11 protein-coding genes and 1 pseudogene are annotated in these 12,636 nt (G+C 62.7%); 3 read left to right on the top strand and 9 right to left on the bottom strand.

All coding sequences use genetic code 11. The features are described 5' to 3' along the window. Nucleotides 1-170: 170 nt before the first annotated feature. Nucleotides 171-357 (top strand): annotated as a pseudogene (locus WF331_RS11215) (IS5/IS1182 family transposase); the annotation flags it as partial. Nucleotides 358-739: 382 nt separating this feature from the next. Here the strand turns inward: WF331_RS11215 and WF331_RS11210 are convergent. The 5 genes from WF331_RS11210 to WF331_RS11190 all read right to left on the bottom strand — a co-directional run bounded on the left by WF331_RS11210 (nucleotide 740) and on the right by WF331_RS11190 (nucleotide 6,325). Continuing rightward, complete coding sequence (locus WF331_RS11210; protein WP_340622905.1) at nucleotides 740-2,086, bottom strand: OprD family porin; 1,347 nt, start codon at nucleotides 2,084-2,086, stop codon at nucleotides 740-742. A gap of 193 nt (nucleotides 2,087-2,279) precedes the next feature. Continuing rightward, entirely contained in the window at nucleotides 2,280-3,296 is a 1,017-nt protein-coding gene (locus WF331_RS11205; RefSeq protein ID WP_197864177.1) for a histone deacetylase family protein, read from the bottom strand. 26 nt (nucleotides 3,297-3,322) lie between these two features. Further along, nucleotides 3,323-4,255, bottom strand: coding sequence for a 2-hydroxyacid dehydrogenase (locus tag WF331_RS11200; protein WP_340622904.1), 933 nt, complete (start codon nucleotides 4,253-4,255; stop codon nucleotides 3,323-3,325). Between the two features lies 1 nt (nucleotide 4,256). Further along, on the bottom strand, nucleotides 4,257-5,015 hold the full coding sequence (locus WF331_RS11195) for a class II aldolase/adducin family protein (protein ID WP_061203163.1): 759 nt from the start codon (nucleotides 5,013-5,015) through the stop codon (nucleotides 4,257-4,259). Then, nucleotides 5,015-6,325 (bottom strand): MFS transporter, encoded by a 1,311-nt coding sequence (locus tag WF331_RS11190; RefSeq protein WP_016498797.1) that lies wholly within the window; start codon nucleotides 6,323-6,325, stop codon nucleotides 5,015-5,017. The genes WF331_RS11195 and WF331_RS11190 overlap by 1 nt, the downstream gene beginning before the upstream one ends. A 155-nt stretch (nucleotides 6,326-6,480) precedes the next feature. Between WF331_RS11190 and WF331_RS11185 the strand changes: the two genes are divergently transcribed. Beyond that, on the top strand, nucleotides 6,481-7,458 hold the full coding sequence (locus WF331_RS11185; RefSeq protein ID WP_016498798.1) for a LysR family transcriptional regulator: 978 nt from the start codon (nucleotides 6,481-6,483) through the stop codon (nucleotides 7,456-7,458). 19 nt (nucleotides 7,459-7,477) lie between these two features. On the opposite strand, the gene WF331_RS11180 is transcribed toward WF331_RS11185, so the two are convergent. Together WF331_RS11180 and WF331_RS11175 are read right to left on the bottom strand one after the other, a co-directional pair. After that, nucleotides 7,478-7,993 (bottom strand): DUF4880 domain-containing protein, encoded by a 516-nt coding sequence (locus WF331_RS11180; protein WP_174370009.1) that lies wholly within the window; start codon nucleotides 7,991-7,993, stop codon nucleotides 7,478-7,480. A gap of 433 nt (nucleotides 7,994-8,426) precedes the next feature. Continuing rightward, nucleotides 8,427-8,738 carry a DUF6124 family protein gene (locus WF331_RS11175; RefSeq protein WP_016498800.1) on the bottom strand — a complete coding sequence of 104 codons (312 nt, stop codon included), beginning with the start codon at nucleotides 8,736-8,738 and terminating at the stop codon, nucleotides 8,427-8,429. Between the two features lie 88 nt (nucleotides 8,739-8,826). Here WF331_RS11175 and WF331_RS11170 point away from each other — a divergent pair, with 88 nt between their 5' ends. Beyond that, the gene (locus WF331_RS11170; protein ID WP_033692800.1) at nucleotides 8,827-9,534 is read left to right on the top strand and encodes a LexA family transcriptional regulator; all 708 of its coding nucleotides are present in this window, start codon (nucleotides 8,827-8,829) and stop codon (nucleotides 9,532-9,534) included. Nucleotides 9,535-9,870: 336 nt separating this feature from the next. Here the strand turns inward: WF331_RS11170 and WF331_RS11165 are convergent, their stop codons facing one another. Both WF331_RS11165 and WF331_RS11160 read right to left on the bottom strand, forming a co-directional pair. Beyond that, nucleotides 9,871-11,823, bottom strand: a complete 1,953-nt coding sequence (locus WF331_RS11165) for an acetyl/propionyl/methylcrotonyl-CoA carboxylase subunit alpha (protein ID WP_340622903.1) — start codon at nucleotides 11,821-11,823, stop codon at nucleotides 9,871-9,873. Further along, nucleotides 11,820-12,635, bottom strand: a complete 816-nt coding sequence (locus tag WF331_RS11160) for a gamma-carboxygeranoyl-CoA hydratase (RefSeq protein WP_049278012.1) — start codon at nucleotides 12,633-12,635, stop codon at nucleotides 11,820-11,822. Before WF331_RS11160 ends, WF331_RS11165 begins: the two co-directional genes overlap by 4 nt. Nucleotide 12,636 lies beyond the last annotated feature (1 nt).

Below are 12,636 nucleotides of genomic sequence, written 5' to 3'. Positions count from 1 at the left end.
CGCAAAATCGTGCGACACCCCTGCTGTTCGTCGGCCGTTTTCGCCTTGCCTTACCTTCGTTTCAGACTTTTCACACAGGGCGTAAGATGCATCCAAGTCGAACGCCCCGCTTTCACAAAAAGCTCATGGCGGTGCTTTTTCAGCCGCGATTGCAAGCCCACTTTCCGTGGGATGACGTCAGCATTCCGATAAACCAGCGTTGCCGTCCTCGCAGACCCTGCAAATGGTTGCTGGCTGACAAAGGGGGGCGCCTGGTCACTGCGCCGGTATAGCGGCCCATATCGCATGCAGCCTGTCATCCCACTGCGCTCCTTGACGCGCAAACCCAAGCCCGGTTTACAGAGACGCTTGGATCGCTCCATGGTCTCGCTGGCTTGAGTCATGCGATGTATGCGACGGCTTTTACAGCCGGAGCCGCATCAATGAGTCCTTGGGCGAGGCGCTGCTTTGCACCCTCGGGCTTGGATAAAAGCAGTGCTAGTGGTGTGCGGGTGTTTGGTTTCATTAATCAAGCACACTTGGTTCCCCACGTTTGCGATGCCGTGTCAAACCTAAATGTGGGAGAGCTGGCGAGGAGGACTACACATTGGCATGGTTACATCGTGTGGCGCCGCCACTCTGCGAGCGGCGGTGGGTCCATCCGATTTATCCCTGAGAATCCAACGAGATGTTCGGCATCGGCTGGCCTGGTGGCTCCGGGTGAGCTCGCTCTTTCAGAACCCCGAGCAAGCTTGCCAGGCTATTTAAGAAAGCTCAGGTCCAGTGGGTAGTCCAGAATGATTCGGGTCTGGTCCAGGTCATTGGCGATTGCCCCGTAATCGCCGCCCGTGCGCATCGACGCATGCAGCAGCCGCACGGACAGGTTTTTCGCAGGCCCCGACTGCACCACGTATTTCACCCACAGGTCCCGTTCCCATTGCGACCCGTCGCGCACCGCCTGGAACCGTGAATAGGCGCCGCCAGCGTCGCGGCCATCAATATCGGTGCCGCGTATGTAGCGCGCCGTGAAGCTCAGCCCGGGTACGCCAAAGATGACGGCGTCCAGGTCGTAACGTGCACTCCATGCTCTTTCGTTGGGGCTGTTGAAGTCGCTGCCTTGGGAGGCCGCATCCAGTTCAATGTCGAAACTGTTCCAGACATAGTCGAAAGGCTGGTCGCCGTCGATGCGGGTGTAAGCAACTTCGAACTTGTGACCACCCATTGCGTAGCCTACCCGGGCACTCCAGGCATCGTTGCGAATATCGCCAAGCAGCGAGGTGCCGGTGTCACGCGTACGGTAGTAATTGGCGCCGGTATTGAACACGCCACCCGCCTTCAAAGGCACCCGGTATTCGATAGATGCAAATTGCTGGTTCCAGATGTTGTCGAGTTCCGACCCGAACAGCTTGATCTTCACATTGTCGACGCCGGTGTAGATACCGCCGTAATAACTGACAAAGTCACTGTCGGCCTGGCGACCACCGTAAGCGGTACCCAGCTTGCCGCCGTGATTGGTTGCTGCCCGGTCGCTGCTGGAGGTAAAGCGCCCTGCATTGAGGGCCAGCCCGGCGAAGGAACGATCGGTGACGTTCCACCCTCGGAGCGTTTGCGGTAGCAGGCGGATATCTCCGTACTTCAGCACCGGTGAATCGGGGAACAGGTCGCCATAAGCCAGTTCGGTGCTGCCGACGCGCATCTTTACCGCACCACCGGCCTTGGAATATTCAGCCTTGGGGTCGCCCTGGTTATCGCGGGAGACGATACCGCCATTGCCGATACCGTCGCCAACCCGGCCCTTGCCACCGTCGAGCTTTATTGCGCCTATGTAATGCAAGTCGAGGCCGAACCCCACCAGCCCTTGGGTATAGCCGGAACTGAACTTGGCCAGCACACCTTGCGCCCATTCCTGGCGATAACTTTGCCGCTCGCCGGCCGGGTTGAGGTAGCTGCCGTTGCGGTTGTCGGCGTTCCAGTAGAAGTTGCGCAAGCCGACCGTGGTGGTACTGTCTTCAATAAAACCATGGTCCGATTCAGCCGCGCAGGCAATCGAGCCAAACAGACAGGCACTCGCGCCTGCCATCCCCAAGGTGAAAGTTTTGAACGACATGAAGACTTCCTTATTGCCAGGTCCAAGAACGGCAGCGTGAAGATTTATTGTTATTGCCCCTGCGTCTGCGTCTGCGGCGGGCAGCCGGGGGCCTGATCGCTAACTTGCGGGTGCGGCAAGTTGCGCTCTTTATTGTTGTATTACTCGGTAGGCCGGGTTGCTCAGGGCAACCCGGAGCACATCGGGTTTTGCCTCAGGCAGTCATGCCGGTAAAGAAGCGCACGGCGTTTTCATCCAGGGTCGCAATGTCGTAGCCACCCTCCTGGACCACCACGCAAGGCAGGCCCAGTGCCTTGATCCGCTGCCCCAGCAGGCGGAACCCTTCATGGCTGACGTGTACCTTGGACTGCGGGTCGTTTTCGTAGATGTCAAAGCCCAGCGACAGCACCAGCACGTCCGGGGCGAAGGCGCGCAGCGCCGTTGCCGCCTGGTCCATGCAGGCAAAGAAATCCGCTTCGCTGGCGCCATGGGCCATGGGCAGGTTCAGGTTGAAGCCAGCCCCTGCACCAGCGCCGGTCTCATCATCGAAGCCGGCGACCACCGGGTAGAAGTTGGTCGGATCGCCATGAATCGACACGTACAACACATCGTCTCGCTCGTAGAAGATTTCCTGGATGCCTTGGCCGTGGTGCATGTCGGTGTCGAGCACGGCCACTTTGCCGAACTTGCCACGCAGCACCTGGGCGGCGATTGCGGCATTGTTCAGGAAGCAGAACCCACCTGCGGCTTCGGCGCGGGCATGGTGCCCTGGTGGCCGGCACAGGGCATAAGCGGCCTGGTCGCCTTCGATCACCGCATGTGCCGCGGCCACCGCGCTCTGCGCCGACCAGTAAGCGGCCTGCCAGGTGTGCTCGCCGATTGGGCAGCTGCCATCGGCCAGGTAGCGGGCGGTCTTGCCGAGGATGCCGCGCAAGGGGTTGCCTTCGCGGATGTAGATGTTGGACATCACCTCATCGCCCCAGTCTTCCGGCACTTCGTGCCACTGCTGGTAGGCGCTGCCCAGGTAGTCCAGGTACGCCTGGCCATGCACGGCCGCCAGCGGGGCGAGGCCGTGGTCGGCGGGTTCGAGCAGCGGGTAGCCGAGTTTTTCGACTACTGCCAGTAGCGGGTCGATGCGGGCCGGCACTTCCTGCGGTTGGCGCATCTGCCCACGCGACAGGTAGGAGCGGGGGTGGTGCAGGCGTTGAGCAGGATGGAAAAACGTTTTCATGAATCACCTCTTGGTAACGCGTGCGGTCAATAACCCAGTTCGGGATCGACCAGATTGTTCAGTCCCAGCCCGGCGCTCAGGCGCGACACGTTGTCGGCCACTTGCCGGGCGATGCACAGGTCGGACGCGGCCGACGCCATGTGCGGTGTCACCCACACGCCGGGCGTGTGCCACAGCGGCGAATCGGCAGGCAACGGCTCCTGTTCGAACACATCGAGCAAGGCGCCGCGCAACTGCCCGCTGGCCAGCGCCTGGCGCAAGTCGTGCGGGTTGAGGTGCTGGCCACGACCACAGTTGATCAGGGCGCTGCCTTCGGCCATGTGCCGGAATACGGCATGGTTCAGTACGCCATGCGTGCTGGCGGTGAGGGGCAGCAGGTTGACCAGCACATCCAGTCCGGCGAGGAAGCCTTGCAGCGAAGCCGGGCCTGCGAAGGTGTTTACGCCATCGACCTGGCGCGGCGTGCGGGCCCAGCCGCGCACGTCATAACCCGCCGCCGCCAGCCGCTGCGCCACCGGTGCGCCAATCGCGCCCAGGCCCATCACGCCGACCCGAAAATCCCCCGCCTTGCGCTGCACCGGGCGCTGCCAGTGCTGGCTGGCATTGCCGGCGATTACCCGGTCGAAGCCCCGGTGAAAGTGCAGCACGCCCCAATGCACGTACTCGCTCATGCCCTGGGTGTGGTCAGGGTCGACCACCCGGCACACCGGCAGCGACGCATCGCGTGAGCTGTCCTGCGCCAGGTGATCAATGCCCGAGCCGATCGAGTGCACCAGGCGCAGGTTCGGCAAGCGGCCAAGGCTACCTTCGGGCGGGAACCAGCACACGGCCACTTCGGCGTGCCTTGCGCCGGCATCTTCCGGGCGCAACACGTTCAGCTGCGGGGCGTGCTCGGTGAACAGCGCGGCCAGCCAGTCAGTCAGCGCCGGGTTCTGGCAAAGCAATACGAGGCTGGCCATGTCAGCTGCACCACTCGCTGCGCTGCGCGTCGATCAGGCTGAGCGCGGCCTGCCAGGCCATGTCGATGATGCCGTCGATGCCATCGCGCCCGAACTGTGCGGCGGTGTGCCGGCACACTTCCTCATTGGGGATGTTCAACGCCACGCCGGCAGACATCGCCTGGATTTGAGCCTGGCAAGCGCGCTCCAGGAAATAGATTTCGTGGAACGCTGCCGCCACGTTGCTACCTGCGGCCAGCAGCCCATGGTTGCGCAAGATCATCGCCTTGTGCGCGCCAAGGTCGGCGACCAGCCGTTCGCGTTCTTCCAGTGACAGCGCGATGCCTTCGTAGGTGTGATACGCCAGGTTGCCGTAGAACTTCAGCGCGTGCTGGGTCAGTGGCAGCAGGCCGTCACGTTGTGCTGCCACCGCCATGCCCGCTGCCGTGTGGGTGTGGATGATGCAGTGCAGGTCCGGGCGCGCCTCGTGGATCGCCGAATGGATGACGAAGCCGGCCGCATTGACCTTGCCGCCGTTGAAATGGCTGTCGACCACGTTGCCGTCCAGGTCGATTAGCACCAGGTCGCTGGCGCGCATCTTCTCGAATGCCACGCCATAGCGGTTGATCAGGAAGTGCCGGTCAGGCCCGGGTACACGCAGGGTGATGTGCGTGTCGATCAGGTCGGTCATGCGGTAGTAGGCGATCAGGCGATACAGCGCAGCCAGCTCGCAGCGTGCTTGCCATTCGGTTTCTGACATGGCGTGAGGCTTGTTGCTCATCAGGCGATTCCTTGCGAAGTGGAGAGGGCGACCGGCCTGGCGCTGGCGTTGCGCAGGTGCGAGAGCCCCAGCACGCCGGCCAGCGACATCAAGGCCAGCACGCTGAAGAACAGCGCCAACGGTAGCCATTGCCCGGCGAACTGGCCGGCAACGAACGTGCCCAGCATTGGCGTAAGGCCACCGGTCAGGCCGCTGCCCAGCTGGTAGGCGATCGAAATGCCCGAGTAACGGACCCGGGCCGGGAATGCTTCGGCCATGTAGCCGGCAATCACGGCATACAGCGCCGACAGCAGGACCACGGCCAGGGCGATACCAGCGGTCATGTAGACCACGTTGCCGGTCTGCACCAGCAGGAACATCGGGTACGGCACCACCATGCACAGCGCCGCGACCCACTTCAGGAAGCGCCCTTCACCAAGGCGCTCGGCGAGCATGGCCGAACAGGGTTGCGAGAGAAACTGCAGGATGGTGACCACGAACAGGCAATCGAGAATGGTGGTCTTGGCGATGCCCTGATACTGGGTGACGTAGGTGATCATGAAGGTGTTGGTGAAGAAGAACCCGCCAGAGCCTATGGTTACGGCCAGGGCTGCGAAGACGATGTTCCGCCAGTGGTTGCGCAGCACTTCGCGCACCGGGTTGTCGCTGGTCTGGTCGCTGTCCTTGACCTCGGCAAACTCTGGTGACTCCGGCACGCCGAAGCGGATCAGCAAACCGACGATCATCAGCAGCCCGCTCATCAGGAACGGAATACGCCAGCCCCAGCTCATCAGGTCTTCCGTCTCCATTGCAGTAATGAAGCGGAAGGCGATCAGCGCCAGCAGCAGGCCCGCCGGGCTGCCCCACTGGGCAAACGAAGCGAAGAACACCTTGCGGCCCTTGGGCGCATGCTCGCTGGCCATCAGCACCGCGCCGCCCCATTCACCACCGACCGAGATGCCTTGTAGCAGGCGCAGGAATATCAGGCCGATGGGGGCCCAGATACCGGCCTGTGCGTAGGTCGGCAGCAGGCCGATGCAGGTGGTGGCCACGCCCATCAGCACAATCGTGACCAGCAGCATTTTCTTGCGCCCCAGGCGATCGCCCAGGTGGCCGAACACCATGCCGGCGAACGGCCGTGCGATAAAGCCCACGGCAAAGCTGCCGAACGCGGCCATGGTGCTGAGCATCGGGTTTTCGCTGGGGAAGAACAGCTGCCCGAGCACCAGGGCTGCGGCGAAGGCGTAGATGTAGAAATCATAGAATTCGATGGTGGTGCCAATAAAGGCAGCCGCCGCGGCACGACGCGGGGTGGGGGTATTGCTCTTCATCTGAGGCTCCTGGGCGTCATTGTTATAGGCAGGAGAAGGAGAGCCCTGCACGGGCAGGGCAAAGGCACTCTGGCGGTGCGTTGCTAGATGTTGAGCCAAGTCCTATGCTAGGAAAAGCTTCTAATTTAAATACTCAAGTATAAGATCAACAAATAATGACGCCGACGACAACGACCCTCGCAAGAGACCCCGAAGCCAAGCGTTTCCTCAATGACCGCCTCGATTGGAACCTGTTGCGGACCTTTCTGGTGATCGGCCAGGAGGGCAGCATCAGCCGGGCCGCGGCACGCCTGCACCTCAGCCAGCCGGCCGTTAGCCAGGCGCTCAGGCGCCTGGAGGAGCAGCTGGACAGTGCCTTGGTGGTACGCCGCGGGCCACGCATCAACCTGTCAAAGGCGGGGGAGGAAGTAATGCAGATCGCGGCCGAGCTGTACGGCACGGTCTCGCGGCTGGGGCCTGCGCTGGACAGCCCGGCCGAGACGGTGACGGGCAAGATCCGTCTGCTCAGCATCAGCCGCATCCAGTCGCGTGCCTACGATGACTTCCTTGCACAGTTTCACAGCGACTATCCGCAGGTGGAGCTGGAAATAGACGTGCTGCGCAGTTCGGATGTGGCCAGTGGTTTGTTGCAGAAGACCGCATCATTCGGTTTGAGCCTGTGCCGCACCCCCCAGCCCCGGCTGGAGCAACGGGTGCTGCTCGAACAGCGCTACGCATTTTTCTGCGGCAAGCGCCATCGCTTGTTTGGTCGCAAGAACCTTACCGTGGCCGACTTGCAGGGCGAGAACTTCGTGAGCTTCACCAGTGACCAAATGGGCGGCAACCTGTCGCCGCTGACGGTGTTTCGTGATCAGCAGGGGTTTACCGGGCGTATCGTCGCATCTTCACCGAGCCTGGATGAAATCCTGCGGCTGGTGGGGGCCGGTTATGGCATTGGTTGCCTGCCGGAGCACATCGTCGCGGCGGATGTGCAGGCCAATGAGCTGTGGCGCTTGCCGCCGTGGGAAGGGGTGATCGATGTGAACGTGTACCTGCTCTGGAACCGGGAGCAGAAGTTGACGCAGGCCGAGTCGATCTTTCTGGAGCGGTTCCAGCAAATGCTAATGACTACAGACCCGGCCGAGCGCTTTTGATCGGCTGGCCAAAAGGTGCTCAGGCCCAGACACCAAACAGCACCAAGGCCGCCACGCCAAGCCCGAGCGCAATCGAGCACCCGCCCAGCGACAGTGCCGCCCGGCCTTGCCGGTACCAGCCGTCATGGCCCAGTTGCCGTGCCGGCGCCAGCAGGCTGCGCCAGCGCAGTTCCGTTTCGTGAAACGCCTCCAGGTTCGCCGTATCCGCATCCAGCCAGCGACGAAAGTCGATCCTTTCGCAAGCCGTCACCTGTGGGCTCTGCAAGCGCACATACCATTGCCCTGCAACGCTCGACAGCACATCACGACGCGAGCGACCGGCCTGCAGCGCCTGGTCCATGTTCCGCTCGATGCTCGCCAAGGGCAGGTCGAGGCGGGCGGCGATGGTGGCGAAATCCAACTGGTCGAGGCGGTTGAGCAGGAACACTTGCTGCACGCGGCGGGGCAGCCGCTTCAGGGCGTGCAGCAGGGCATGGTCGGCATCGTGTTCGGCAACAGGCGTTGGGTGTTCAAGCGGCAGTAGCAGACGGGTCATGGACAGCTCCTTGCTTGAAGGGGGAGGGGTGGGGGCATCTTCCTTGATGCGAGACCAGCGTAGGCGAAACGAGATTGATTCTCAAGTGCTGATTCCGCAAAGTTTTGTAATGAGCGTTCACGCCCTGAAACACCTTTGCTATCATGCGCGCCATCACGATCTTCATTAGCCTGAAGAGCAAAAAAAAAGACCCGGCAAAAAGCCGGGTCAAAAACCGTGATTAGCCTGATGAGGAGATAATCTGAGAGCGACCTAAGCTCCAGGTTATCCAGCAGATCTCGCGATCAGCTGAGTGCAATAATAATCGTTATCATTTGCCAGTCAAATGAATTTTCGCTAATTCGGTAAAAAAGTTTTACCGATGCGCTTCCTTGTCCCGGCAGTCGGGGCCTCTGCCGTTCGCGGCCATCACGTTCTCTCCCTCCTTTTTTACTCAGAAATCCGGATCTGCGGCGCGCTTGTGCTCCAGCAGGGCGCGGGCCATGTCCACCATGTGCATCAACGCGTAGGTCAGCTCGCGCTGGCTGCCGTGCTGGTGGCTGGCGGTTTCCTGCGCTGTAGCGGCGGCGCAGCGCAGCAGGGCGATGGCATGCTCCCGGGCCTGGTCGCCGGTGACGCTCTCGTGCAGGGTCCAGATCTTGTTGTCGAGGGTCGGGCGCTGCGGCTTGGGGTTGAGGTAGTAGTCGAGGGCGCGGCGGGCGGCTTCGCTGTCGAGATCTGTTTCGTCGTTTTTCGGTGGTTTCATCCTGATACCTGCTAGAGCCAGTAGGGGAAGGGGTCCGACCGATAATAATACCTCGGGTATTTTAGCGCCCTTTGATAAATAATACTGAATGTTTATTGAGCGGCTAAAGGCAGTCCGTATCGTGCCAGCGATGAATATGGATAAATGGATTGCCCTCGTCCGTGACCGGATGGAGGAGCTTGGGCTCACTCAAGAGCAGCTTGCCGAGCGCGTTGGCGTGTCTCAAGGCAGCGTAGGGCATTGGGTGAACAAGCGGCGTCAGCCGAAGATCGAGTCGATGAACCGTACGTTCGTCGAGATTGGCATGCCTCACTACAACGTCAGCCTGCAGCTGCGCATTCAGGGGCAGGTTGGCGAGGAGCGTGGCGTTTATCAGATGGATGACGCCGATGACGATCTGGACCTAATGCAATACATCGTGTGTTTCCGCTACCCAGTGTTGGCCTGGAGCGAGCTAGGTGTTGAAGAGCGTGAGGAGCCGGGTGTGTTCGAGCAGACGGACTACCTGGCCCAGGGCAAGGCTTTCTGGCTGACGGTTGAAAATGACGCGATGAGCGCTGTCAGTGGTCGGAGCGTGCCACAGGGCATGCGGATGCTGGTCGACCCGGGCGTGGAGGCTGAGGCTGGGCGGTTGGTCATCGCTCGTCAGCCGGGCAAACCGGCGATTTTCCGCGAGTTGGCCGAGGAAGGTGGGCAGCGTTATTTGAAGGCACTGAACGGCAACTACCCGGCGCTACTATGCGAAGAAGGTTGTGAGATCCTGGGAGTAGTCGTGCGGGTGCATGGGGCCTTCTAGTTTGCCGGGGCTGCTGCGCAGCCCATCGCCGGCAAGCCGGGCTCCCACAAGTACGGTGCCGACCTCAAGCATTGCGCTGGCCCTGTGGGAGCGGGTTCACCCGCGAAGAATCCAACGCGGGGTATGGCACCGGCTTTGCCGGTGTTCGCGGCTAAAGCCGCTCCCACAGGTACAGCGTTGCGCTGAAGTTGGCGCATCACTTGTGGGAGCGGGCGCGCCCGCGAAGAATCCAACGCGGTGTATAGCACCGGCTTTGCCGGTGTTCGCGGGCATGCCCGCTCCCACAGTGATCGCGCAAACCTTCACAATCTGAGCAAGGCAGTTGCCCCGCTTTCCTCACTCAGCCAGTTCGACCAACACAGTCCCTTCGCTGACCATATCCCCTTCCTGGCAGAACAACGCCTTCACCGTTCCGCCATGCGGCGCACGAATGCTGTGCTCCATCTTCATGGCCTCTAGCACTACCAGCGCTGTACCGGCTTCAACCACCTGCCCCGGCTCTACCAGCACCCGCACGATGCTGCCGTTCATGGGCGCGCCCAGGCCGCCTTGATGGCCATGGCTGGCCTCGGCTTCGGCAATCGGGTCGAAGGCCTGAATGGCGTGCATCTCGCCATCCCAGTGCAGGTACAGGGTGCCATCGCGGCGGATTGCCAAATGCTGGCGGCGCACGCCTGCCTGATCGTGCACCAGTTGCTCACCCGCTAGCTGCCAGGTGGACGCAGCGCTGCGCTCCAAGGCAACCGCCTGGTCCTGCCCGGCGCTTGCCAGATGCAGGCTGCTGCGTGCCGGCAGGCCCAAGCGCAGGCCGTTGTGCGCACCCCACGGCGAACTGCGGTCGTCATCACGCTTATGCCCGGGCTGCCCCTGCAGCCAGGCTTCGGCTGCCGCTTCCCAGAAGCCCGCCGGCAGCGCATGGGGCGCCGGCAGCAACACATCCTGGTGGCGGGGAATGAAGCCGGTGTCCAGCTCTGCCGCCGCAAACGCCGGGTGGGCGAGAATGCGGCGCAGGAAAGCAATGTTGGTCTTTACCCCGCCAATGGCGAACTCGTCGAGCATGGCCAGCAAGCGCAGGCGCGCCTGTTCGCGGTTTTCACCCCAGGCAATCAGCTTGCCGAGCATCGGGTCGTAGAAGGGCGACACCACGTCGCCTTCGCTGACCCCGCTGTCCACCCGCCGGCCTTCGCCTGGCGCCGACTCACGGTACAGCGCAAGCGTACCGGTGGCAGGCAGGAACTCATTGGCCGGGTCTTCGGCGTACAACCGCACTTCGATGGCATGGCCGATCAGCGGCACCTGCTCCTGAGTGATCGGCAGGGGCTCGCCGCAGGCCACGCGAATCTGCCAGGCCACCAGGTCCAAGCCGGTGATGGCCTCGGTGACCGGGTGTTCCACCTGCAGGCGGGTGTTCATCTCCATGAAGAAGAACTCGCCACGGGCATCGAGCAGAAACTCCACGGTGCCGGCACCCACATAGCCGATAGCCTGCGCCGCACGCACCGCCGCTTCGCCCATGGCCCGGCGCAGTTCGGGCGACAGGCCGGGGGCAGGGGCCTCTTCGACCACTTTCTGGTGGCGGCGCTGAATCGAGCAGTCGCGTTCGTTGAGGTACAGGCAGTTGCCGTGCTGGTCAGCAAATACCTGGATTTCGACGTGACGCGGCTTTAGCACATACTTTTCCACCAGCATGCGCGCATCGCCGAACGCCGACTGCGCCTCACGCTGGGCCGAGGCCAGGGCGTCGGCCAGCTGGCTTTCTTCCTCCACCACTTTCATGCCCTTGCCGCCGCCGCCGGCGCTGGCCTTGAGCAGCACCGGGTAGCCGATGCGTTCGGCGGCGGCACGGAAGGTGTCCAGGTCCTGGGCTTCGCCGTGATAGCCCGGCACCAGCGGCACGCCAGCGGCGTCCATCAGCGCCTTGGCCGCCGACTTGCTGCCCATGGCGTCGATGGCGGTGGCAGGTGGGCCAAGGAAGATCAGCCCGGCCTGTTCGATAGCGCGGGCGAAGCCAGCGTTCTCCGACAGAAAACCATAGCCTGGGTGAATGGCCTGAGCACCGCTGGCCTTGGCAGCGGCCAGCAGCTTGTCGACCAGCAGGTAGCTTTCGGCGGCCTTGGTGCCGCCCAGGTCGACGCGGATATCCGCTTCGCGGCTGTGCCGGGCGTCACGGTCGGTGGCGCTGTGCACGGCAACAGTGGTCAGGCCCATGGCCTTGGCGGTGCGCATTATGCGGCAGGCGATTTCGCCACGGTTGGCGACCAGCAGGGTGGTCAAAACGGGGCGGCTCATGGGCGCGGTTCCTTCTTGTCATCGGTTTGCCAGGCGGGGCGGCGTTTTTCCAGGAAAGCGCGCAGGCCCTCCTGGCCTTCGGCGCTGACGCGGATGCGGGCGATGGTGTTCTCGCAGTAGCGGCGCAGGGCCGGGCTGAGTTCGCCGTCGTCCACTTCGCGCAGCAAGTCCTTGGTGGCGCGCAACGCTTGCGGGCTGTTCTGCAGCAGGTTGTTCACCCACGCTTCCACCTGGGCGTCCAGCTCACTGGCCGGGTACACCTCGGCCAGCAGCCCCAGCTCGCGGGCCCGTATGCCGCTGAAACGCTCGGCAGTGAGGGCATAGCGGCGCGCGGCGCGCTCGCCAATGGCCTTGACCACAAACGGGCTGATGACCGCCGGGGCCAGGCCAATCCGTACTTCCGACAGGCAGAGCTGAGCATCTTCGGCGCCGATGGCCATGTCACAGCAGCTGATCAGGCCCAGCGCGCCGCCAAAGGCTGCACCTTGCACCACGGCCAGGGTAGGCGCCTTGAGGCGGTGCAGGGCGTACATCAGCTCGCCCAGTTCGTGGGCGTCATCCAGGTTGGTGTTGAAGTCCAGCTGTGCCGACTGCTGCATCCAGGCCAGGTCGGCACCGGCGCTGAAGTGCCGGCCACGGCCGCGCAGCAGCACAAAGCGCAGGCTGGCATCTTCGGCCAGGCGGTCGATGGCCACGATCAGCTCGCGGATCATTTGCGCGTTGAAGGCGTTGTTCTTGTCCTCGCGGCTCAGCCACAGGGTGGCGAAGCCGCGTGGGTCACGGATCACTTCAAGGGTGCTGAAATCGCTCATG

The organism is Pseudomonas sp. YNh, assembly GCF_037993085.1.
Taxonomy (GTDB): domain Bacteria; phylum Pseudomonadota; class Gammaproteobacteria; order Pseudomonadales; family Pseudomonadaceae; genus Aquipseudomonas; species Aquipseudomonas putida.
Note: the sequence above shows the minus strand (reverse complement) of the source record. Positions and strands in the feature narration are given on the sequence as shown.